Source organism: Acidobacteriota bacterium, from assembly GCA_030697165.1.
Taxonomy (GTDB): Bacteria; Acidobacteriota; Vicinamibacteria; order Vicinamibacterales; family UBA2999; genus 12-FULL-67-14b.
Genome location: JAUYQQ010000008.1, coordinates 244,449 through 266,959 on the forward strand (window position 1 = coordinate 244,449; position 22,511 = coordinate 266,959).

Annotated in this window: 17 protein-coding genes; 10 read left to right on the forward strand and 7 right to left on the reverse strand. The window is 66.3% G+C overall.

Features of this window, described 5'->3' with window-relative positions; all coding sequences use genetic code 11:
• Positions 1–4: 4 nt before the first annotated feature.
• Positions 5–1,315 (forward strand): APC family permease, encoded by a 1,311-nt coding sequence (locus tag Q8T13_07375; GenBank protein MDP3717567.1) that lies wholly within the window; start codon positions 5–7, stop codon positions 1,313–1,315.
• 69 nt (positions 1,316–1,384) lie between these two features.
• A complete protein-coding gene (locus tag Q8T13_07380) occupies positions 1,385–3,076 on the forward strand; it encodes an amidohydrolase family protein (GenBank protein MDP3717568.1) in 1,692 nt (563 codons plus the stop codon).
• Positions 3,077–3,163: 87 nt separating this feature from the next.
• Here the strand turns inward: Q8T13_07380 and Q8T13_07385 are convergent, their stop codons facing one another.
• Together Q8T13_07385 and Q8T13_07390 are read right to left on the reverse strand one after the other, a co-directional pair.
• The gene (locus tag Q8T13_07385) at positions 3,164–4,324 is read right to left on the reverse strand and encodes a PQQ-dependent sugar dehydrogenase (GenBank protein MDP3717569.1); all 1,161 of its coding nucleotides are present in this window, start codon (positions 4,322–4,324) and stop codon (positions 3,164–3,166) included.
• A gap of 65 nt (positions 4,325–4,389) precedes the next feature.
• Positions 4,390–6,549: a S9 family peptidase gene (locus Q8T13_07390; protein MDP3717570.1), complete on the reverse strand. Its 2,160-nt coding sequence runs from the start codon at positions 6,547–6,549 to the stop codon at positions 4,390–4,392.
• Between the two features lie 154 nt (positions 6,550–6,703).
• On the opposite strand from Q8T13_07390, the gene Q8T13_07395 reads away from it, so the two are divergent.
• Positions 6,704–9,148 carry an ADOP family duplicated permease gene (locus tag Q8T13_07395; GenBank protein MDP3717571.1) on the forward strand — a complete coding sequence of 815 codons (2,445 nt, stop codon included), beginning with the start codon at positions 6,704–6,706 and terminating at the stop codon, positions 9,146–9,148.
• A gap of 67 nt (positions 9,149–9,215) precedes the next feature.
• Here the strand turns inward: Q8T13_07395 and Q8T13_07400 are convergent, their stop codons facing one another.
• From Q8T13_07400 to Q8T13_07410, 3 genes are all read right to left on the reverse strand, one after another.
• Positions 9,216–10,382 carry a PilT/PilU family type 4a pilus ATPase gene (locus Q8T13_07400; protein ID MDP3717572.1) on the reverse strand — a complete coding sequence of 389 codons (1,167 nt, stop codon included), beginning with the start codon at positions 10,380–10,382 and terminating at the stop codon, positions 9,216–9,218.
• 73 nt (positions 10,383–10,455) lie between these two features.
• The gene (locus Q8T13_07405; protein MDP3717573.1) at positions 10,456–11,214 is read right to left on the reverse strand and encodes a PEGA domain-containing protein; all 759 of its coding nucleotides are present in this window, start codon (positions 11,212–11,214) and stop codon (positions 10,456–10,458) included.
• Positions 11,215–11,268: 54 nt separating this feature from the next.
• Positions 11,269–11,433, reverse strand: coding sequence for a hypothetical protein (locus Q8T13_07410; protein ID MDP3717574.1), 165 nt, complete (start codon positions 11,431–11,433; stop codon positions 11,269–11,271).
• Between the two features lie 444 nt (positions 11,434–11,877).
• Between Q8T13_07410 and Q8T13_07415 the strand changes: the two genes are divergently transcribed.
• Both Q8T13_07415 and Q8T13_07420 read left to right on the forward strand, forming a co-directional pair.
• Complete coding sequence (locus Q8T13_07415; protein ID MDP3717575.1) at positions 11,878–14,364, forward strand: ABC transporter permease; 2,487 nt, start codon at positions 11,878–11,880, stop codon at positions 14,362–14,364.
• A gap of 56 nt (positions 14,365–14,420) precedes the next feature.
• Positions 14,421–15,566 (forward strand): fumarylacetoacetate hydrolase family protein, encoded by a 1,146-nt coding sequence (locus tag Q8T13_07420; GenBank protein MDP3717576.1) that lies wholly within the window; start codon positions 14,421–14,423, stop codon positions 15,564–15,566.
• Positions 15,567–15,662: 96 nt separating this feature from the next.
• Here the strand turns inward: Q8T13_07420 and bla are convergent, their stop codons facing one another.
• Together bla and Q8T13_07430 are read right to left on the reverse strand one after the other, a co-directional pair.
• Entirely contained in the window at positions 15,663–16,562 is a 900-nt protein-coding gene (gene bla / locus Q8T13_07425; protein ID MDP3717577.1) for a subclass B3 metallo-beta-lactamase, read from the reverse strand.
• Positions 16,563–16,958, reverse strand: coding sequence for a hypothetical protein (locus Q8T13_07430; GenBank protein ID MDP3717578.1), 396 nt, complete (start codon positions 16,956–16,958; stop codon positions 16,563–16,565). It lies immediately after the preceding gene.
• A 54-nt stretch (positions 16,959–17,012) separates the two neighbouring features.
• Between Q8T13_07430 and Q8T13_07435 the strand changes: the two genes are divergently transcribed.
• The 5 genes from Q8T13_07435 (at position 17,013) to Q8T13_07455 (ending at position 22,356) form a co-directional block, all read left to right on the forward strand.
• Positions 17,013–18,014 carry a DNA-3-methyladenine glycosylase gene (locus tag Q8T13_07435; GenBank protein MDP3717579.1) on the forward strand — a complete coding sequence of 334 codons (1,002 nt, stop codon included), beginning with the start codon at positions 17,013–17,015 and terminating at the stop codon, positions 18,012–18,014.
• Between the two features lie 22 nt (positions 18,015–18,036).
• Entirely contained in the window at positions 18,037–18,528 is a 492-nt protein-coding gene (locus tag Q8T13_07440; GenBank protein ID MDP3717580.1) for a hypothetical protein, read from the forward strand.
• Between the two features lie 52 nt (positions 18,529–18,580).
• Positions 18,581–19,048: a MarR family transcriptional regulator gene (locus tag Q8T13_07445; protein ID MDP3717581.1), complete on the forward strand. Its 468-nt coding sequence runs from the start codon at positions 18,581–18,583 to the stop codon at positions 19,046–19,048.
• A gap of 66 nt (positions 19,049–19,114) precedes the next feature.
• Positions 19,115–19,660 (forward strand): YceI family protein, encoded by a 546-nt coding sequence (locus Q8T13_07450; GenBank protein ID MDP3717582.1) that lies wholly within the window; start codon positions 19,115–19,117, stop codon positions 19,658–19,660.
• 101 nt (positions 19,661–19,761) lie between these two features.
• On the forward strand, positions 19,762–22,356 hold the full coding sequence (locus Q8T13_07455; protein ID MDP3717583.1) for a zinc-dependent metalloprotease: 2,595 nt from the start codon (positions 19,762–19,764) through the stop codon (positions 22,354–22,356).
• Positions 22,357–22,511 lie beyond the last annotated feature (155 nt).

Here is a 22,511-nt window from a genome sequence, read left to right on the forward strand (position 1 = left end):
GTCCATGTCTTCATCCACGGCCGGGAACGAGTCGCTCGTCCGCGTGATCGGCACGTTCGGCCTCGCCGCGGCCATCATCAACATCACCATTGGCGGTGGCATTTTCAGGCTGCCGGCGAATGTCGCGGGGTCACTCGGCGCGGCCGCGCCCATCGCCTACCTGGTCTGCGCCGTCGCGATGGGCCTGATCGTGCTGTGCATTGCCGACGCGGGCAGCCGCGTTTCGCTCACCGGCGGGCCATACGCCTATGTCGGCACGGCATTCGGCCCCTACGCGGGCTTCCTCTCTGGCGTGCTGCTCTGGATGCTCGGCACTTTTGCCACGGCGGCGGTCTCCACGGTGTTCGCCTCGGGCCTCGGCTTGCTGGTGCCGGTCCTGGCCGGCCGTGGCATGGAGATCGGCATCCTCGTCGCGGCCTTTGGCTTCTGGACCATCGTCAACCTGAGGGGCGTCACGCTGGGAGTGCGGCTGAATTCGATCGCCACCGTCGCCAAGTTGTTGCCGCTGCTGCTGATTGCGATTGGCGGGTTCTTCTTCATCGACGTCGACAACCTGCGGGTCGCCGCGATGCCCGCCGCCGGGGATGTCGCGCGCACGTCGTTACTGCTGATCTTCGCGTTCGCCGGCATCGAGTGTGCGCTCGTGCCGAGCGGCGAGGTGCGCGACTCCGCGCGGACCGTGCCGCGTGCGATCGCCCTCGCCATGGTGGGCATCACCGTCCTGTATCTCGCGCTGCAGACCGTGGCGCAGGGCATTCTCGGCGACGGCCTGGCGCAGGCCACGGTCTCGCCACTCGCCGATGCCGCCGGTGCTTCGATGGGCGGATGGGCCCGCGCGCTGCTGCTGGGCGGCGCCACGTTGTCGATGTTTGGTTACCTGGGCGGCATGACGCTCTCGATTCCGCGCATGGTGTTTGCGCTGGCCCAGGACGGGTTCCTTCCCCGTGCCCTCGCGACCGTGCACGCGACCCACCGAACGCCGCAAGCGGCGATCATCGCGCAGTCGCTGCTGGGCCTGACACTTGCCATCTCCGGCACGTTCGAGAAGCTCGCGATTCTCGCCAATGTGTCGGCGCTGGCGCTATACCTGGGCTGCGCGCTCGCCTCATGGCGGTTGCGGCAGCTGGGCGTGCAGGGTGATCGCTCGGCCACCGCGTTCACGGTGCCGGCCGCCGGCGCCGTGCCCTGGCTGGCGTGCGCGGTGATCCTGTGGCTGCTTACCGGCCTGACATTCGATGAATGGCTCGGCTTCGGGGTGTGCGTCGTGGCCGCGACTGTCGTCTACGCCGCCACGCAGCGTCGAAACAGGAGCTAAAGAGATCAGGAGAAAGTCTATTTGGATGGTGGGTTAGGACAAGGTCCCGAGTTCACCGATAATGGCGCGATGAAAGCGTGGACTGCGTCGATTGGGATCGTCGTTCTGGCCGTCCTCACCGCAGGGCTCGCCGCCCAGCCCGCGGCGCGTTACGACCTGCTGATCCGCAACGGCCGCGTGCTCGATGGCACCGGCAACCCATGGTTTCCGGCCGACATCGCCATCCAGGACGGGCGCATCGTCGCCGTGGGATCGCTCGCCAACGCGCAGGCGGCGCGGGTCGTTGATGCCGCCGGCAAGTACGTCGCTCCTGGCTTCATTGACATCCACTCGCATGCGGACGATGGGTCGGGCCCGCGGGGCGGGTTCCGCGATCCGGATCCGGTACGGCGATCGGCACCGAACCTCGTCTCACAAGGCATCACCACCGTTGTCGTCAATCAGGACGGCCGTTCGCCCTGGCCGGTGGCCGACCAGCGCCGGCAGCTCGAGACCAACGGCATTGGACCGAACGCCATGCTGCTGGTCGGTCACGGCACCGTTCGACGCCGGGTCATGGGCGATGATGTGCGACGGCCGGCGCGGACGGATGAGATCGAGAAGATGCGGGCGCTCGTGCGGCAGGCCCTGCAAGAAGGCGCGGTGGGCCTGTCGGCGGGCCTCGAGTACGACCCCGGGCGCTGGAGCACGACCGACGAAGTGGTGGAGCTGGCACGTGAGCTACCCGCGGTTGACGGCGTCTACATCTCGCACGAGCGCAGCGAGGGCAGCGACCCGCTGTGGTACGTGCCGAGCCAGGACGGCCCCATCGCCCCGACGTTGCTGGACGCAGTGCGCGAAACAATTGAGATTGGCGAGAAGTCGGGCGCCCGCGTGGTCGCGTCCCATCTCAAGGCCAAGGGCGAGCACTACTGGGGATCGAGCGCGACGGCGATCACACTGATCCAACGCGCTCGCGATCGAGGCGTGGACGTGTGGGCGGATCAGTATCCGTACCCGACCAGCGGCACCGACGGCTCAACGGTGCTGATCCCCGCGTGGGCCACGCGGGCGCCCGGAGCCGCGGGCGGCCAGCCGCCGACCGATCGCGCGGCCATGCTGAAGCGCGTGCTCGGCGATCCGCCCACGGCCAAGCAGGTGCGCGGCGACATCGCCCACGAGATCCGCCGCCGCGGCGGCGCCGACAACATTACCGTCTACGAGTTCACCGACAAGTCGCTCTACGGCAAGTCGCTCGCGGAGATCGCGCGGCTGTGGAAGCTCGATCCCGTCGAAGCCGCGATCAGAATCCAGATGGAGGGCCTGACCACTCGCAACGGCGGCGCGCGCATGCGAGGGTTCTCGATGGCCGAGTTCGACATGGAACTGATCGCGAAGCAGCCGTGGGTCGCAACCTCCACCGATGGCGGCATCGCCCTGCCGGCGGATGGACCGGCCACGCATGCGCGGTTCTACGGCAGTTTCACGCGGAAGATCCGGCACTACGCAATCGATCGCGGCGCCATCACGCTGGAGCACGCGATTCGAGCGGCCACGTCGCTGCCGGCGCGGATCATGCGGCTGGCCGACCGCGGTCAGGTGCGCGAAGGGTTCGCCGCCGACCTGGTGGTGTTCGACCTGGCCACCATTCGCGACAAGGCGACGTTCTTCGAACCGCACCAGCATTCCGAAGGCATCGACTACGTCTTCGTCAACGGCATCGCGGTCGTTGATGCCGGCAAGCTGACGCAGGCGCTTGCCGGCAAGATTCTGGCGCGATAGGTCCGGCTAACGCCGGACACCACATCTTTAGACAGGAGCTAAAGAGATCAGGAGGAAAGTTTTTCTCCTGATCTCCTGGTCTCTTGTTCATCTGGTGCTGCGCTCGACGGGCTCCATCCGCAGGATCGGCGTCGGCTTGCCGTCGCGGTCTTCAATGGCCAGGTAGATGAAACCGTCGAGCCCCTGCCGCACGTCGCGGATGCGGCCCATCTGCGGCACCAGGGTTTCTTCGTTGACGACGCTCGTGCCCTTCATGGTGAGACGCGCGAGCTGTTGCCCGGACATGCCCGCGGTGAAGTAGTTGCCCTTCCACTGCGCAAAGCGATCGCCGGTGTAGAACATCCCGCCCGAAATGCCGATCGACGGCACCCAGATGTGGCGCGGCTGCTCCATCCCCTCACGCATGGTGCCCTGGTGGATCGCGAGGCCGCTCGTGTAGTTCACGCCGAACCCGACCACCGGCCAGCCGTAGTTGAGGCCGGGCAGGATGCGGTTCAGTTCGTCGCCGCCCATGGGACCATGCTCGGTCGCGAACACATCGCCGGTCTCGGGTTGGACGGCAATGCCCTGGACGTTGCGATGGCCGTAGCTCCAGATCTCCGGGCGCGCACCGGCGCGGCTGACGAACGGGTTGTCCGCCGGCACCCGGCCATCGTCATGCAGGCGAACGATCGTGCCGTGATGGTTGGTCAGATCCTGCGCGGGATGCGCCTCGAGATTGCCCGTCGGTGGCACCTGGCGATCGCCGAGGGTCAGGAACAGGAAGCCCTTGCCGTCGAACGCGATCTTGCCGCCGAAGTGGCCGCGGCCCTTCGAGACCGACTCGAACAGTTGCTGCACGTTGGTCAGGCGATCGTTCTCGAACCGGCCTCGCACGAGCGCCGTCGTCGCTTCCTTGCCGTCGGCCAGCGGCTTCGAGAATGTCAGGTACAGCATTCGGTTCGACGCGAAGTCCGGGTGCGGCGCGACCTCGAGTAGCCCGCCCTGGTTGGCGTACGAGACGGCGGGGACGCCTTCGACCGGCTGGGGCAACAGCGTGCCGTTGCGCACAATGCGCAGGCGGCCGGGCCGTTCGGTAATCAGCATGTCGCCGCCCGGCAGGAACGCCATGGACCACGGCTGCACCAGCGAATCCACGACGGTGACCACGCGGTAGTCGTGAAGCGCTGACCGAAGCGGCGTCTGCGCCAGCACGGTGGCCGACAACAGCGCGGCGCCGGCGATCAATCCCAACACTTTGCGAACCATTCAGAGCCTCCTGGTTTGGACCTCCCATCATACTCATCTCGGCCGCCCCAAGTTCTACCCCGTCGTTACTCGAAAAACTGCTTCTGGGCGGTCGGGGTAGCCGTTCCGTTCTTGACGTACGAGTCGATCCACTTCAGCTCGTTCAGCATGCGGTGCACGTTGTTCCAATGACCGCTGATGCCGTGAGGCTGGCCGGCGTATTGGATCATCTTCGCCGGCACGCCCTGCCGCCGCACGGCGAAGTACATCTGCTCCCCTTCCTCGTAAGGCACGCGCTGGTCCTGCTCGCCCTGGATGAAGAGGGTCGGCGTTCGCACCTTGCCCGCCTGCATGAGCGGCGATTGGGCGATCATTGGCCCGATGGCGCGTTCATTCCACGGCGCGCCGTAAAACTCGGTTTCCTTGGTGCGATAGATGTCGGCCGTACCGTAGTCGCTGAACCAGTTCGAGATGCCGGCGCCGGAGGCGGCCGCGGCAAAGCGATCGGGGTACTGCGTGATCAGCCAATTGGTCATGAACCCGCCGTACGAATGCCCCATGGTGGCGACCTTGCCGCGATCGACCGGGTAGTTCGCCAGCACGAAGTCGATGCCCGACACGACATCCTGCCCGTCCTTGGTGCCCCAGGCGCCCCACGTGCCCCACTTGAATGCGTCGCCGTAGCCGGTTGAGCTGCGGAAGTTGGTATCGAGCACGAAGTAGCCGTTCGCGGCGAAGTACTGCTGCTTGAAGTTGAAGCCGTAGCCGACGGCCGAGTGCGGGCCGCCGTGGTTGAACACCACCAGCGGATAGAAACCGTTTGCGCGGTCGTAGCCATGCGGGTAAGTAAGCCAGCCCTCGATCGTGGTGCCGTCGGTGCTGCGCCACGTCTGCCGCTCGGTGCGGGTGATGCCGATGGCGTCGCGGATCTCCGCGTGCACGTTCGTGAGACGGCGTTCAGATGAGCCGTCGAGGTTGGCGGTCCAGACTTCCGACGGGCTGTCGTAAGTCCCCACCGTGTACGCGATCCTGGTCATCGACTGGTCAAAGGTGATGCTGCCGAGGCGCCGTTCGCCTTGCGTCACCTGCTCGACGGTGGCTCCTGCTTGCGCGGCCACGCGGAACAGGTGGGTGGTGCCGCCCTTCTCGGCCACGAAGTAGACGTAGCGGCCATCGGGTGACCAGCGCGGCGCATTCGGCTCGAGGTCCCACGAGCCCGTGAGGTTGAGCGGCGCGACGCCGGGTGCCGCATCCGCGGGCCACACCAAGAGGTCGTTGGAACCGCCATGGTTCAGCCGCTGCTCGATGATCATGTCGGTGCCGAACGTGCGCTCTCCAAGCAGAAACCGGCCGTCGGGCGAGTACGCAAGTGAGCTCCAGACGTAGCCGTCGGCGGTCAGCCTCCTGACCTGTCCCGCGGTCGTGACGATGTAGATGTCGGGGTCTTCGTACGACTGTTCGTCGCGCCATGACTCGTCGGCGGTGAAGGCGATCTGCAATCCGTCCGGGTGCCACGCCAGACTTGCCGGACGCATGCCGAGCGTCGTCAGCGTCTTGCCTGGTCCGCCGGCAGCCGGCGTGACGGTGATCTCGGCCGCCGGTCGCAGGCGCGGGTCGGCAACCGGGTAGTCCTGGCCGTCCTGCTGGAAGCGCATCCAGTCGAAGGTGCGGCCCTGGAAGCGGTCGGCGTGGCGCTTCTCGAAGTCAGTGCCCGTGGCGGGCTCCGTGGCACGGCGTGGGCCGTCTTGCGCGTGCGCACGCCACTGCCCGTCGGCGCTCAGCACTCCCGGCATCGCCGGCGGCGACGCGACCGGCGTCGCGTTGGCCGCATTCACGGGGATCTGCCACCGTCCGTCCACCGTTCGCACGCTCGGCGCCGGGGCGGGCGCGCCGGGCCCGATGAAGACCGCGCTGGCCACGCGCGCGTTGAGGGAGTACGACAACTGGTTGCCGTCGGTCCACCGCGGGTTCGCGACGTTGGCGCCGTGGTGCGTGATGCGCCGCTCGCCCGAGCCATCGACGTTGACGATGTAGGTTTCGATGGCGTTCGTGTTGTCGTCTTCGATACGGGTAGACACGGCATAGGCCACGCGCGTGCCGTCGGGCGAGATCGAGACATCGCCGATCGTCTTGATGCGGTAGTAATCCTCGATCGCCAGGGCGCGGCCCCGCGGCGCCTGGCCCGAAATGGTGCCCACCAGGAGAAGTGACAGGACGGCAGTCGCGGTGGCGTGCTTCAGGAACATGCGCGCACTCTACGCCCGGAGCGACGGCTTTGCAAACGCCATGCGCAGGTATTCGCCCTGCCGGTCTATGGGCCGGGTGGGGTAATCTTGGCGCCGGTTTCTCGGTGCCGGTCTACGACCGTCTCGAAGACCTCACCCAGGAGTTGCAGCAGTCATGAGTTTCATCATCGATCTCCGCGTCGCGCTTCGGTCCCTCGGCCGGGTCAAGGGAGTGGCCATCACGGTCATTCTCACCCTGGCTCTCGGCATCGGCGCAAACGCGGCCATCTTCAGCCTGGTCCGCGGCGTGCTGCTCAAGCCGCTGGTCAACGACGATGAGGAGCGGTTGATCTACATTCGCCAGAGCGCCAAAGGTCGCGGCTCCGAGAATGCCAATTTCTCGGTGCCCGAGATCCGGGATCTGCGCGCGCGGGTGAAGTCGATTGCGGCGTTCGGTGACTTCTCCACCATCGAGTTCACCATGGTCGGCCTCGGCGAACCTCGCGTCGTCCGGGCCGGCGTGGTGGGCGGCAACTACTTCAACGTGATGGGGCTCCGGCCGGTGGCTGGGCGCCTGCTCGACGCGACAGACGACGGTCCGGCGGCGGCGCCGACGGCGGTGCTGACGCACCGTTTCTGGAGCACGGGCTTGAACAGCGATCCGTCCGTTGTCGGCACGGTGATCAAGCTCGGCGACCGCGCCGTGACCATCGTCGGCGTGCTCGAGCCGTCCATTCCGTATCCCGCGCAGACCGAACTCATGGCGAACGTCGTCACCAGCTCGCACCACATGGACGCGACCATGGTGGACGGGCGGGTGCACCGCATGACAGAGCTCTTTGGCCGGCTCGCGCCCGGTGCGACCCTCGAGCAAGCCCGCGCCGAGCTGCAGACCGCCCATGGCGCGATGCTCACCGAGCACCGCCAGGACTACCCGGTGAACGACGACTTCCAGATCAACGCGGTGCAGCTGCGCGACCAGATCGTGTCGCCGGCGAGAACCGTGCTGCTGATCCTGCTGGCGGCCTCGGCGCTGATCTTCATCATCGCCTGCTCGAACGTCGCCAACCTGATCCTGGCCCGATCGGTGAGACGCGAGGGCGAGCTGGCGGTGCGCGCGGCCCTCGGCGCCAGCCGCGCGGCCCTGCGGCGGACGCTGCTGGCCGAAAGCCTGCTGATGTGCGGTGCCGGCGCCATCCTGGGCGTGCTGATCGCGCGGCCCATGGTGGCGATCCTGGCCCGGTACGCGTCACGCTATTCGGTACGCGCCCTCGACCTGACCGTTGACGCCACGTTGCTGTGGGTCGGCGTCACCCTGGCCTTGATCGCGGCCGTGCTGCTGGCGTTCGTGCCCAGGTTGCCCTCGGCCGAGGCTTCGAATGGACTCGGGTTGTCGAACGGCAGCGTCCGCATTACGAGCGGCACCAATCGCCGGCTGCGCCTGTTCGCGGTGACGCAGATCGCCGCGTCGTTCGTGCTGGTGGCCGGCGCCGGCATGCTGGTCACGACGCTGATTGCGCTGCAGTCGACGGCCCCGGGCTTCAACACCCGCAATGTCCTGGTGCTCAACGTGCCGGTCAACTACGAGCGGCCGCCGGCGCTGATTCTGCCGTTTTACCGCGAGGTCATTCGCCGCATCGGCGAACTGCCCGGCGTGGAGACGGTGGCGATCGGCACCATGGTGCCGTGGCGCGACGCCGGCCAATGGTTTGCGGCGCAGTTTACGGTCGAGGGCTACCGCAAGGCCGACGGCGAAGACGATCCGCGCGCCAAGTTCCGCACCGTGTCGCCCGGCTTCTTCCGCGCGCTCAACGTGCCGATCATCGCCGGCCGCGACTTCAACGCCGACGATCGCACCGACGGCGAGAAGGTGGTAATCGTCAGCGAGAGCCTGGCCAAGCGAATGTTCCCGAACCAGGAAGCGTTGAACCGCAACCTCATGTGGACCGACCCGGTCACCAAGTTCATCGGCGTCAGCAACGGCCCGCGCCGCATCATCGGCGTGGTCGCAGACCTCGATGATGAGAACGTGGTGGCGGAGCCGGTAATCGCGGTCTATCACCCGATGGAGCAGGAGATGTTCCAGGGACGGCTGTTCGTGCACGCCGCCACCGATCCCTACGCGCTGGTGCCGCCGGTCACGAAGCTCATCCGCGACCTGTCGGCGGAGCAGCCGGTGGAGCAAGCGGCCACGCTCGAGGATGTCCGCACCGAAGTGCTGGCGCCGGACCGGTTGAACGCCATGGTGTTTGGCGGCTTCGCCGCCGTCGCGCTCACGATTGCCGTGGTCGGGGTGGCCGGCGTGCTGGCCTTCTCGGTGAGCGCGCGCACCCGCGAATTTGGCGTGCGGCTGGCCATTGGCTCGACGCCGTCGAGCCTGCTGGCGAAGATTCTCGCTGAAGGCGCCGTGATTGCCGGACTCGGCGTCGCCGCGGGCGTTGTTGGCGGGCTGGCGCTGGCGCGATTCGCCGGCGGGTTCATCGGCGAGCTGAGCATGCCCGGACCGGCGCCGCTGGCCGGCGCCGCGCTGCTCCTGATGGCCGCGGCAGTGCTCGCGTCGCTGATGCCGGCCGCGCGGGCGGCGCGCGTGGATGTGATGCAGGCGCTCAGATCGGAATAACAGGAGATCAAGAGTTAAAGAGTTTGGAAATCAAATGCCTCTTGAACTCCTATCCTCCTGTTAAGGCCTATCTCATGATCAGATCATCTTCATCCGGCACGTCGGCCAGCTGCACCCGCAGGTTGCCGGCGTTGGTCGCGTAGAGATACGCGGTCGACGGCGCGATCAGGCCCGCACGCACCAGCTTCTCGAGCTCGCCGTCGAAGTACTGCATGCCGTCCAGCACGCCGTCGCGCATGGCGTCGATCAGCGAGCGCCCTTCTTTCTCGCCGTTCTCGATGTACTCGCGCGTGCGCATGGTGGACTTCAGCATCTCGATGATCGCCATGCGCCCGCCGCCCTTCTTCGGCAGCAGCCGCTGCGAGATGAAGTAGCGGAACGACGCCGCCAGGCGCGCGCGCACCGCCTGCTGGTCGGCCACGTCGAAGGTGCCGACGATGCGCTCGACGGTCTTCGAGGCATCAATGGTGTGCAGTGTCGAAAACACCAGGTGGCCCGTCTCGGCCGCCGTCAGCGCGATCTCAATCGTCTCGCGATCGCGCATTTCGCCGACCAGGATCACCTTCGGCGCCTGGCGCAACGCGGCCCGCAGCGCCAGCGCGAAGGTCGGCGTGTCGGTATGCAGCTCGCGCTGGTGGACCGTGCCCTTCTTGTGCTTGTGCAGGAACTCGATCGGATCCTCGATGGTGAGAATGTGCTCAGCGCGGCTCTCGTTGATGAGGTCGATAATCGCGGCCAGCGTGGACGACTTGCCCGATCCGGTGGGCCCGGTCACCAGCACGATGCCGTTCTTCAAGGTCGCCGTATCGGCAATCGCCGGCGGCAGGTTGAGCTCGGCAATACTCGGAATGCGCGACGCGATCATGCGCATGACGATGGCGTAGGTGTTGCGCTGGCGGAAGACGTTGACGCGGAAGCGGCACCGTTCGGGCAGCACGTACGACAAGTCGCAGGCGCCCTGGTCCTTCAGCGTGCCGAGCAGGTATTGGTTATCGTTGATCAGGTCGCAGGCGACGCCGGCCGTGTCTTCGGCGCGCAAGATGGGCATTTCGGCAATCTCGACCGGCACCAGGTCGCCGTGGCGCTCCACTTGCGGCGGCCGGCCCGGCGACAGGACCAGGTCGCTGATGCCGTCGCCCGAATCGATCATCTGCTGGATGAGGGCCGGTGTGGCCAGGGCGCGGGCGGTGCTCGCGCCGAACATGGTCTCGCTCAGAGGGGAAGCGGTGGTCATAGTGGCGCCGCTAGCTTATCGCAACGCGTTAGCCCGAGACCTCTCACGCGGGCAGAAACTGGCCGGGATGAGCTTAAGGGCGCGGCACGGGCGAATCGTCCCGCTCGAGCGCCACGCTGACCCGCGTGACCTGGTTCGCGGGCACCGTCACCACGCGAGTGAAGCGCCGATAGCCCGCGCGCTCAATCCACACCAGGTGCGAGCCCGCCCGCAGCCCCGACAAGCGGACGGGTGCCTTGCCCACGCTCCGTCGGTTGATGAAGACTTCCCCGCCCGTGGGCACGGCCTCAATCGACAGCGTTCCGACAAACTGTGCTCGAGGCTCGGGTTCGGTGCGCTGCGGCGCGCGCGCTCGAACAACAGGTCTCGGAGCGGGAACTGGGGGCCTGGCTTCCGTCGTGGGTTCCGGTTCCGTGATGGCCGGCGGCGGGTCAACGGCCGCCGCCCTCGCCGGCTCGACGGCTGCGACAATGGGTGGCGCCACGGAAGGAATGGAACGCCAACCCACGGTCACGAGCGCGACCAGGCAGGCCGCGGCAAGACCAAGGGTGACGGCAGACCGGCGCGCCCGGGCGCGATTGTCCTTGGCAGCGCTGACTAAGGTCGCCACCTCACGCTTCAGTGCCGCGGCGTCTCGTCTTGATTCGCGCAGCAAGCGCTCGGCGGTTTCGGCGCGGTGAACGAGCGCGGCCCGCTCCGGAGTGGCGCGGGCCGGTTCGATTTCTATCGGGATTTCGACTTGCGGCGCGAGTGCGGCTTCGGGCTGCGGCTCGGTCGCGAACAACAGCAACGGATCGGAATCAGCAGACTCGTCGTCGGGACGCTGTGACACATGGGCCTCCGGGGCCTTTGGGTCATTGCGACTCCCGTGCCAGCGGCACACTGATCAGGCGGATTGCTTTTCGGCCGCCTTCAGCTTCATCTCGTTCTGGCCCTGAAGGATCGAGCACCACTGCTTGTGGTCTGCCACCGGCATGCCACATTCGACGCAGACCTGGACGCGCTGCTTCGGCGATTCGCTCTTCCCCAACAGACGATTCAAAAACGACATGACCCCTCCGGCCAATTATCTGCACCTGGCACCCTGGCACCCTGGCACCCTAGGCACCTTAGGCACCCTAGGCACCCTAGCTTTTGATTACGTAAGACGGTCCGAATCGGTTCAGGGTTGGCACTTCCCGATCGTTGACCTCAAGGACAAGTACCGCCTACGCCGCGCCGACATCGTCGACTCCCGCGCCGGCTATGTGACCGCCACCGACCAGGCATGCGCGGCCGGGCACCTCCGAAGCCTATATCTACCCGAAGTGCCGTGATGGCCGGGTCGTCGCCGACTTCGTGCGGCTCGACAAGGGCCATACCGAAGGGCTCGAGCCGAGCGTGCTGGAAGAGATCGTCAAGCTGATGGTCAGCGTGCGCGGCGGCAAGGCCCGCGCGCGATAGCGGGGGTGGCCGTCCCAACCCCGGACCGGGGCGACCCGTCTAACCCCGCGTAATGAACGACCTGAAGCTCGCCGTCCGCGGCCTGTTCCGCAGCCCGCTGTTCTCGATCGTCGCCGTCCTGTCCTTGGCCCTGGGAATTGGCGCCAATACGGCGATCTTCACACTGATCGACCAGATCCTGCTGCGCAAGCTCCCGGTCAAGAACCCGGATGAGCTGGTCATGCTCCACCAGCAGGGTCCGCACAGCGGCAGCAACATGGGCTCGCGCATGCACTCGTATCCCATCTACGAGGAGTACCGGAAGCGCGGCGAGCCGCTGGCCGAGGTCCTGGCGCGGCGGCTGGCCTCCGCCTCGATCAGCGTTGACAACCAGACCGAACGGGTCGAGGTCGAGATGGTGTCGGGTAATTTCTTCACCATGCTTGGGGTCGGCCCGGCGCTCGGCCGGGTCTTCAACTCGCAGGAAGACGACCAGGTCTACCAGGGCCACCCGGTGGTGGTGCTGAGCCACCACTACTGGGTCACGCGCTTCGGCAGGGACCCGGCCGTGATCGGCAAGAAGATTCTGGTCAACAACTACCCCATGTCGATCGTCGGCGTCTCGGCCGAAGGCTTTGCCGGGATCGATCCCGCGCGCTCGCCGCAGATCCGCGTGCCGATCCAGATGAAGCCGGTGGTGGTGCCCGAGTGGGAATGGGTGAGGATGAACGACGAGCGGACGCGCTGGGTGCAGGTGTTCGCGCGCCTCAAGCCAGGCTACACCGCCGAAACCGCGCAGGCGCCCATGCAGGGCCTGTTCACGCAGATCCGCCAGCACGAGATGACGCTGCCCGGCGCGAAGAACTGGACCCAGTTCGTGCGCGACCGTTTCATGACCGGGCAACTCAAGGTCGAGCCGGCGGCGATGGGGTACTCGTCGCTGCGCAACGACTTCTCCACTGCGCTGGTCGTGCTCATGGCGATGGTCGGCCTCGTTCTGCTGATCGCGTGCGCCAACGTCGCCAACCTGCTGATCGCCCGCGGCTTCATGCGCCAGAAGGAAATTGCCGTGCGGCTGTCGCTCGGCGCGACCCGCGGACAGCTGGTGCGGCAGTTGCTGACCGAAAGCGTGCTCCTGTCATTCATCGGCGGCTCGGCCGGCATCCTGTTGTCGGTCGCGCTCACCCGCGGCCTGATCTCGCTGATTCCATCGGACCAGCCGCTGCTGGTGCAGCCGACCCCGGATCTGCGCATCCTGCTGTTCACGTTCTCGCTGACGCTGCTGACCGGCGTGGTGTTTGGCCTGCTGCCCGCACTGAAGGCAAGTAATCCCGATCAGTGGGGCACGCTCAAGGACACCGTGGGCGGCATTGCCGGGTCGGGCGGATCTTTGTTCCTGCGCAAGGGCCTGGTCGCAGCGCAGGTCGCGCTCAGCTTCCTCCTGCTGTTTGGCGCCGGCCTGTTCGTGCGCAGCCTGCAGAACCTGCAGACCACCGACACCGGTGTTGTACTCGACAACCTGGTGACGTTTCGGCTGAACCCCGCGCTCAGCGGCTACGAGAACCAGCAGGGCGTGAACTTCTACCGCGAATTGCTCGATCGCCTCAACTCGTCGCCCGGCGTGAAGTCGGCCGGCACCGCGTCGGTGTCGATCCTCGCCGGCGATGAATGGGACAGCACCATGTCGGTCGAGGGCCACCAAGCCGAGGAAGGCGAGGACATGCAGGCGTTCATGAACTCGCTGTCGCCCGGGTACTTCCAGACCATGGGCATCCCGTTCATCGAGGGCCGCGACTTCACCCGTGCCGATGCGAAGCAAGACGCCACGGTTGCCATCGTCAACCAGAAGTTCGCGCGGCATTTCTTCGGCGACAAGAGCGCCGTTGGCCGGCACGTCGGCTTCGGTCCGGGGCCCGAGGCCAAACTGACGATTCAGATCGTCGGGGTGGTCGCCGATTCGCTCTACGAAGGCCCGCGCGAAGGGGTACGCCGCCAGGTGTTCATTCCCAGCTGGGGTCGCGGCGGCGTGGCCTTCTACATGCGCACGACCGATGCGTCGAGCAGCGCTTTCAACCTGGTGCGAAGCGAGGTCAAGCGGCTGGATGCCGGCATGCCGGTATTCGGCATAAAGACGCTGCAGGGCCAGCTCGACGAAACGCTGTTGAGCGATCGCCTGATCGCCATGCTGTCGGCCGGCTTCGGCTTGCTGGCGACGCTGCTGGCCTCGGTTGGCCTCTACGGCGTAATGGCGTTCATCGTGGCCCGCCGCAAGAAGGAGCTGGGCCTGCGGCTGGCGCTCGGCGCCGAGCCGGCGTCCTTGGTCTGGCTGGTGATGAAGGAAGTCCTGCTGCTGCTGGTCATTGGCTTGGTGGTCGGCGTCCCCGCGGCGATTGCCCTGGGGCGGTACGTGTCGTCGCAGTTGTTCGGCATCGAGCCGAACGATCCATGGATGGCCGTCTCGACCATGGCGCTGCTGACCCTGGTATCGGCGGCGGCGGGGATGATTCCCGCGCGGCGGGCGAGCCAGATCGACCCAATCCTGGCACTGCGGTATGAATAGCCAGCTCAACAGGGTGGTTGACAGGGCCCGGTGCGGGGCGTCAGAGTTACCCCGCCATGCAACGCATCCTGATTACCGTCCTGCTCGTACTTCTGGCCAGCCCGTCCTGGTCAACCGCTCAAACCGCCATCACCAGCGCCGAACCATTCAAGCTCGGCACTTTTGAGATCGCCGGCGACGAACGTATCGGCATCGTCCTCCAGGACAAGCTGATCGTCGACCTGAACGCCGCCAACCGCGCGCTCGAGCGCAACCCCGCCTATCCGCGCATCCCGATGCCTGAAGACATGCGGGCGCTGGTCGGCCAGTACGAGTATGGGATGAAGACCCGCTTGTACGAGATCGTCAACGACATCGTCGCCAACAAGCGCGTGTCGGCGAGCCCGCGCCCGCTGTATATCCACGACCTCGCCGCGGTGCGGACGCTCGCGCCGCTGCAGCCGCGCAAGATCCTGAACGCGGCCGTGAACTTCTACAGCCACGTCAACGAGGGCGGTACGCCCGAGCAGCAGAAGAAGGCGGCCGATGAGCGGCGCGCCTCGCGCGGCGTGCCGTACCTGTTCCTCAAGCCGACCGAGGGCGCCATCATCGGCAACGGCGCCAACGTGATCCTGCCGTATGGCCGCGATCGCATCGACTGGGAAGTGGAGCTCGGCATCGTCATCGGCAAGGCCGCGAAGTATGTGCCGGCGAGCAAGGCGGCCGAGTACATCTTCGGCTACACCGTCACCATCGACGTGTCCGATCGCGGCGGACGTCCGCCAGACTCGCGTCCCGGTTCGGACTGGTTCGTCGGCAAGGGTCACGACACGTTTGCGCCAATGGGTCCGTGGATCGTGCCGAAAGAGTTTTACGGCGACCCCATGAAGCGGCTGCGCCAGACGCTGTCGGTCGGCGGCCAGCAGATGCAGGAGGGCCTGCCCGGCGACATGATTCACTCGGTCTACGAGATCATCGAGTACGGGTCGTCGATCATCACGCTGTTCCCGGGCGACCTGGTCAACAACGGCACCTCGGGCGGAGTGGGCATGGGCTCGGCCGTTCGCGGCAAGCCGAGCTTCCTGAAGGCGGGTGACGTGATCACCGCGAGCATCGAGGGCATCGGCACGTTGACGATGCCGGTGGTCGCGGAGCCGGCGCCGACGCCGGGCACCGGATCGTACCTGCCGCCGGTCAGCAGCTACCGCAAGCCGCAGCAGTAGTAGCCAGTAGCCAGTAGCCAGTAGCCAGTAGCCAGTAGCCAGTAGCCAGTAGCCAGGGAGCAAGAGTTCCTCTGGCTACGGGCTACGGGCATCTGGCTACTTCTTGATTTCTTCCGCGACCCTCGCCTCGAGCGCCTTCATGGCGTTGGCGGCCAGCGCCCGGCAGGCCTGCGGATCAATGAACGGGTCCACGGCCGGTTTCGCGGCCCGCTTCTTCAGCTTGCCGGCCAGGTCGGTGGCCATCGGGTGCGTGGTGATCATGATGTCGCACGGCAGTTCACCGACCGTGGTGATGCTCTTGCGGAATTGATCGACGCGGCTTGGCGTCTTCGCATCGCCGGTGAAGCGGAATCCCGGCGCTGCAATGGCCGAAATGCTGTCGGCGTAGACCAGGTTAAGGCAGTTGCCATCAGCGCACGACTGCCACGTCCAGGTGGTGCTGCCGGGTGTGTGTCCGGCCGTGTTGTGCATCTGAATCGCCAGCGGTCCGAGGCGCACCACGTCCTTGTCCTTCACGACGCGCACGTTCTTGACCGCCGGGAAGTCGTTGTTGCCGAAGCCGGCCTGCGGATCATCGGGTACGGCGTTGCCAATGGCGAAGCCTTGCGCGCCTGACGCGCTCGACACGACGGTGGCGCCGCTGGCGCGCTGCAGGGCGGCAATGCCGGCGGCGTGGTCGTAGTGCGCGTGCGAGTTCAGGATCAGCTTGACGTCCTCGAGCTTGAAGCCCAGCTTGCGGATGCTGGCCGCGATGAGTGGCGCCGACTGGGAGAGGCCGCCGTCGAGCAGGACGTGGCCCGCTTCCCCGGTGATTAGCAGGGCCGACAGCCCCGCGGTGCCAACGTAGTAGGTGTTGGCGTAAACCTGGAACGGCTCGATCGGCTCGTTCCATTCGTCGCAGCTCGAGCACTTGATGGGTGGATCCGGACGCAGCGTGGCCTGGCCGGAGGACATCAGAACTGCGATCGCCGCGGCGATCAATCCCTGCTGGATCATCTACATCTCACCCACTTTGAAGGTTCGCTGGCCGACGGACACGCCGTCGAGAAAGATTTCAACACTGTAGTCGCCCGCTGGAAAACCCCCGGAGTTGACCAGGTGGAATTCGGTGCTGGCCGGACCGTCGTACGACACCTGCTTGACCGGCTCGTCGATCACCTGGGTCCCGAACATCCACTTCACGCCGACGGTGCCCTTGCCGGCTGCCGCCGTCTGCACCGATACGTAAATCGTCTCGTTGGGCTTGAACAGGGTCGTGATGCTGGCCACACTGCGGTCGGGGTTGAGGGCACGGCCGACCTGGATGTTGGCAAGGCTGAGTGGCGCGTCGGCACAAGCAGTTGCCACGAGCATGAGGACGAGCGACAGGAGCGTGAACAGACGAGTCACCATCCCATCTTAGCTTGCAAGAACCACTCCTTAAATATCCGCGCTAAGCTCGAGGTCGTGACGAAAGCGGTCCGCGTGAGCCTGGCCTATCGGGCCCCATTCGATTGGGGTGCGCTGATTGGCTTCCTGGCCGCGCGCGCCACGCCTGGGGTGGAGGTGGTCGAAGCAGATGGTTATCGGCGAACCATCGCGATCGACGGCCGGGTCGGCACCCTCGCGGTAGGCCTGTCTTCGGCCGCGCCGGCGATCGATTTGGCTATCCGGTTCCCCGACGCTCGCGCGCATGCGCTAATCGTTGCACGCGTGCGGCGCATGTTCGATCTGGACGGGGATCCCGCAGTTGTCGCCGAGCACCTGGGTGGCGATCCCTGGCTTGGGCCTGTCCTCACACGGCATCCCGGGCTGCGGACTCCGGGGGCCTGGGACGGGTTCGAGGTGTCGGTGCGCGCCATCCTGGGACAACAGGTGTCGGTGGCGGCGGCCACGACGGTTGCCGGCCGATTGGCCAGGCGCTTTGGCGGCGTGGTCGAAGGAGCCGACGGCCTCAATCGCCTCTTCCCGGTCCCCGAGCAGTTGGCCGAGGCGCCGATCGAGGAGGTTGGCGTCATCTCTGCCCGCGCCGGCAGCATTCGCGCCCTTGCCTGCGCAGTCCTGGCTGGGGACGTGCGTTTCAGCAACACGCCGGCTTCGGAGGTGACGCGCTCGCTCGAGGCCTTGCGCGGGATCGGCCCCTGGACTGCACAGTACATCGCAATGCGGGCGCTCGGTGACCCCGACGCCTTTCTGGCCGGCGACCTGATCCTGCGGCAGAGGGCCGGCGGCTGCAGCGCTCGTGAACTCGAACGGCATGCCGAACGCTGGCGTCCGTGGCGGGCGTCGGCGGTGATGCTGATGTGGCAGGCCGCCACGGACGCGCAGAAGGATATGGACGAGGTCGGGCGGTTGAGGCCAATATCCTTGGATGCGCGTGGCGATCGTCGGCGGGCCCGGGGTGGGCAAAAGCACCCTCGTAAGGCAGCTGGCCGACCTGTACCACAACGGGGCGTACGGCGAAGGTGAGAAGGGCGTGTGGGATCCGCGCGTGCTCGAGGACATTGCCAATGGCGTCAACGCCGTCGGCGTCACCGAGTATTTCGGCCGCCTCTACGACGCCAATTACCAGGACGCCGCGCTGAACGACTCGCCGGCCAAGGTGATCTTCTTCGAGGGCGCGCGGATCACGCTCGAGGCGCACATCGCCGAATATCCGCAGGAGCACCACGCGGCCCTGCGCCAGGTGCTGGCCATTGGCGACGCGTGGTCGCCCGACAAGGTGATCGTGCTGACGTCGAGCACCGACACCATCGAGAAGCACATCCGGCTGCGCAACCGGCCGCACGAAAGCGCCGAGAACATGGTGCGCCGGTTCCGGCTGATCGACGCGGAGTTCCGCCGGCTCGCGCCGCACTATCCGAACACCATCGTGATCGACCGCGACAGCAAGGAATTCCACGAACGCGCCGGCCTGGTCGACATCATCACTATGGCGGGCCTGCCGATGTTCACCGAGATCCCCTACCACCGGCTGGATTAGGTCTGAATTACGTGTGCTTGACAATAGGTGTGAAAACACCTACTGTCATGACATGTCATCGGCCTTGGCCGCGGAACTGAAGCAGAACAAGCCGTTCGCGAGCCTCAAGGAAGAGGCGGCGCTCAGCATTGCCCGGACGGCGGCGGTGCTCGACCACCAGGTGGCGCAGGCCCTGAAGGGCCACGCCCTGACGCCGAGCCAGTACAACGTGCTGCGCATCTTGCGCGGGGCCGGCGCTGCCGGCTTGTGCCGCAACGAGGTCGGCGAGCGCCTGGTGGCCCAGGTGCCTGACGTGACCCGGTTGCTAGACCGGATGGAAGAGACCGGCTTGATCTCCCGTCAGCGCAGCGCCGAGGATCGCCGCTACGTGACGACCCGAATTACCCGCAAGGGCCTGGACCTCGTGGACAAGCTCGACAAGCCGATGCGCGAGCTGGTGCAAACGCAGCTGGGCCACGTAAGCGAGAAGAGCCTGCGGGCGGTCATCGACGGATTGGCCGAAGTTCGTAAGAAACCCTGAGTCCATTTTTTGCGTCCAATACGTGTTTAAACAATAACTGTTGTAACTTTCGTTCAGGAGACCATCATGACTACCGCCATCGCCACCGTTCCCACGCTCAAGACCTACAAGATCGACGCGGCCCATTCGGAGGCGACGTTCCAGGTCCGCCACCTGATCACCAAGGTGCGCGGCCGCTTCGCCGAGTTCGACGGCGCCGTCACGTTCGCTGCCGACGCGCCGGCCAGCTCGTCGGTTGAATTCACCATCCAGACCAAGAGCATCGACACCAGCCAGGCGCAGCGCGACGAGCACCTGCGCTCGGCCGACTTCTTCGATGTCGAGAAGTTCCCACTGCTGACCTTCAAGAGCACCGCGGTGGCCGCGCGCGGCGACAGCCAGTTCGACGTCACCGGCGACCTGACCATCCGCGACGTGACCAAGACCATCACGTTGCCGGTCGCCTACCTCGGCGAAGCCAAGGACCCGTGGGGCAACGCCAAGGTGGCGTTCGAAACGGAGCTCACGCTGAACCGCAAGGACTACGGCCTGAATTGGAACGCCGCGCTCGAAACCGGCGGGTTCCTCGTCGGCGACGATGTGAAGGTGAGCCTGTCGATCCAGGCCGCCTGATGCTCGGGGGCCCGGCGTTTGTCATTCGTTGTCTTGCGCAGGCAACGCCGGGCTTCACGGAGGTGCGCCGAACAGTAGAATGACCACGCCAAGGAGTGGCCATGTTGAAACTGTTCGTGTTGCTTATCGGTACCATCCTGCTCACGGGTCCGGCGATCTCCGCCCAGGCTCCCGCGCAGCCACAGCGTCCCGCTGCCCTGCAGTCCATCGAGGACCGCACCACCGGCATGAAGAAGATGGACGGCTACTTCCCGCTGTACTGGGATGAACGCACCGGCTCCATGTATTTGGAGATCTCGCGGTTCGACACCGAGTTCCTGTTCTCGACCGGCCTCTCGGCCGGTCTCGGCTCGAACGACATCGGTCTCGACCGCGGCACCGGCCGCGGCGGCGGGCGCCTGGTTTACTTCGAGCGCGTCGGTCCGCGCGTGATGCTGGTGCAACCGAACCAGTCGTTCCGCTCCAGCAGCAAGAACCCGCTCGAAGTGAAATCGGTCGCCGAATCGTTCGCCAAGTCCACGCTGTGGGGGTTCGCCGTGATAGCCGAGTCCGGCGGAAGCGTGCTCGTGGATGCCACCGATTTCTTCCTGCGCGACGTGGCCGGCGCCGCCGGCAGCCTGCGCCCCGGCAACTACCGCCTTGACCGCACCCGCAGCGCTTTCTACCTGCCCAACACCCGCAACTTCCCGATGAACACCGAAGTCGACATGACGCTGACGTTCGTCAACGAACCGACTGGCGGCGGTGGCGGCGGCGGTCCCACCCAGGGCCCGGCGCCGATTGCGCCTCCGGGCGCTGGTGGTAGCGGTGGTGGCGGCGGCTTTGGCGGCGGCCTCTTTTCCGGCTCCGTGGCCAGCGTGACACCCTCGCCGAACGAGGTCACGCTTCGCGAGCACGCCTCGTTCGTGCAGCTGCCCGACAACAACTACACGCCTCGCCACGACGACCCGCGCGCCGGCTACGGCGGCGCGACGTTCGTGGATTTCAGCCAGCCGATCAGCGAGCCGATCCAGTTCCGGCTCATCCGCCGCCATCGCCTGCAGAAGAAGGATCCCACCGCCGCAATCAGCGAGCCGGTGAAGCCAATCCAGTACTGGGTTGATTCCGGCGCGCCCGAAGACGTCAGGAAGGCGCTGATCGAAGGCGCGATGTGGTGGGATGCGGCGTTCCAGGCCGCCGGCTTCCGCAACGCGTTCAAGGTGGACGTGCTGCCCGAGGGCGCCGACCCGATGGACATCCGCTACAACATGATCAACTGGGTCCACCGCTCGACCCGCGGCTGGAGCATGGGCGGCTCGGTGTCGGATCCACGCACCGGCGAGATCATCAAGGCCACCGTCACGCTCGGCTCGCTGCGCGATCGCCAGGACTACATGATCTTCGAGGGCCTGCTGTCGCCGTATGCGAACGGCACCGAACGCCCGGCGGTCCTCTACGAGACCGCCCTGCAGCGCATCCGCCAGTTGTCGGCGCACGAGGTTGGGCACACCCTCGGCATCGGCCACAACTACTACAACAGCAGCAAGGGCTGGATCTCGGTGATGGACTATCCGGTCGCCCTCGCCGAGCTGAAAGAGGACGGCACGATCGATCTCTCGCGTGCCTACCACCAGAACATCGGCGAGTGGGACAAGGTGGCCATCAACTGGGGCTACCGCGAGTTTCCCAATCGCGCCGAAGACGCGGCGGCGCTGCTGAAGATCCAGAACGACGCCTGGGCGGCGGACCTGCGCTACTTCACCAACCAGGACATCAGCATCCACCCCAATGCCGACCAGTGGACCAACGGCGCCAACCAGACCGACGAGCTGACCCGCTTGATGAAGGTCCGGCGCGCCGCGCTCGATCGCATCGGCACCAACACCATCCGCACCGGTGTGCCCACTGTGATGATCGAAGAACCACTGGTGCCGATCTACATGTACCACCGCTACGCCGTCGAAAGCACCTCATCGTCGATTGGCGGCCAGGACTTCGTTTACGCGATGCGAGACGATGGCCGCACGCCGGTGAGCTGGGTGTCGGGCGAAGCGCAGCGCAAGGCGATTGACGCGCTGACCGCGACGCTCAAGCCGTCGGAGCTGACCATCCCGAAGCGCATCCTCGACCTGATTCCGCCGCGGCCGCCAGGCTACCCCTCGCACCGCGAGCTGTTCCCGCGCACCACCGGCGAGGGCTTCGATCCCGTGAACCCCGCGTCGATCGCCGCCGACGTCACGATTGGCTTCATGCTCCAGACCGACCGCGCCGCGCGCATGGTCACCCAGTCCGCCGTCGATCAGTCGCTGCCCGGATTGGGTGAGGTGATTGACCGGCTGGTGAGGGCCACGTTCGACGCGCCGACGTCGGGCACTTATGAAGCGGAGGTCCGGCGCGCCACCGAACGCGTGCTGGTCGACCGCCTGATGTGGCTGGCGAGCGCGGCGCCCAACGCCCAGGTGCGGGCGATCGCGTCTCTCAAGCTCGATCGGCTTCGGGCGCGGGCGGCCAATGTCGGGCCGGCCGCCGCGGGTTCGCAGGCTGAATCGGAGCGCGCCCATCGCTTGATGATGGCCGCTGACATCAAGCGCTTCATCGAGCGGCCAGTGAACGATCAGCTCTCGGGGCGGATTATGCCGCCATCGCCGGCGCCCCCCGGCGCGCCGATCGGCGACGAACCGCTGGAGTGGCTCGCGCGGCCGCCGTACAAGCACTAGTGATGGTTCGCGGGGACGCCCTCTGCAGGGGGGCGTCCTCGTCGAATTGACGGCATTGAGCAAGACTCGCTCCCCGCCAACGGCCGTCCAAAGGGGTGCGGCAGATACATAACAAAAAACTAATTTATTCGAGTTAACTATCTATTTGTCTATCG

Bases quoted from the DNA above. Each gene is read 5' to 3' on its own strand.
- Q8T13_07415 (MDP3717575.1), top strand. From the start codon at position 11,878: ATGAACGACCTGAAGCTCGCCGTCCGCGGCCTGTTCCGCAGCCCGCTG.
- Q8T13_07455 (MDP3717583.1), top strand. From the start codon at position 19,762: ATGTTGAAACTGTTCGTGTTGCTTATCGGTACCATCCTGCTCACGGGT.
- Q8T13_07450 (MDP3717582.1), top strand. From the start codon at position 19,115: ATGACTACCGCCATCGCCACCGTTCCCACGCTCAAGACCTACAAGATC.
- Q8T13_07430 (MDP3717578.1), bottom strand. From the start codon at position 16,958: ATGGTGACTCGTCTGTTCACGCTCCTGTCGCTCGTCCTCATGCTCGTG.
- Q8T13_07390 (MDP3717570.1), bottom strand. From the start codon at position 6,549: ATGTTCCTGAAGCACGCCACCGCGACTGCCGTCCTGTCACTTCTCCTG.
- Q8T13_07380 (MDP3717568.1), top strand. From the start codon at position 1,385: ATGAAAGCGTGGACTGCGTCGATTGGGATCGTCGTTCTGGCCGTCCTC.
- Q8T13_07400 (MDP3717572.1), bottom strand. From the start codon at position 10,382: ATGACCACCGCTTCCCCTCTGAGCGAGACCATGTTCGGCGCGAGCACC.
- Q8T13_07445 (MDP3717581.1), top strand. From the start codon at position 18,581: ATGTCATCGGCCTTGGCCGCGGAACTGAAGCAGAACAAGCCGTTCGCG.
- Q8T13_07395 (MDP3717571.1), top strand. From the start codon at position 6,704: ATGAGTTTCATCATCGATCTCCGCGTCGCGCTTCGGTCCCTCGGCCGG.
- Q8T13_07410 (MDP3717574.1), bottom strand. From the start codon at position 11,433: ATGTCGTTTTTGAATCGTCTGTTGGGGAAGAGCGAATCGCCGAAGCAG.
- bla (MDP3717577.1), bottom strand. From the start codon at position 16,562: ATGATCCAGCAGGGATTGATCGCCGCGGCGATCGCAGTTCTGATGTCC.
- Q8T13_07420 (MDP3717576.1), top strand. From the start codon at position 14,421: ATGCAACGCATCCTGATTACCGTCCTGCTCGTACTTCTGGCCAGCCCG.
- Q8T13_07375 (MDP3717567.1), top strand. From the start codon at position 5: ATGTCTTCATCCACGGCCGGGAACGAGTCGCTCGTCCGCGTGATCGGC.
- Q8T13_07385 (MDP3717569.1), bottom strand. From the start codon at position 4,324: ATGGTTCGCAAAGTGTTGGGATTGATCGCCGGCGCCGCGCTGTTGTCG.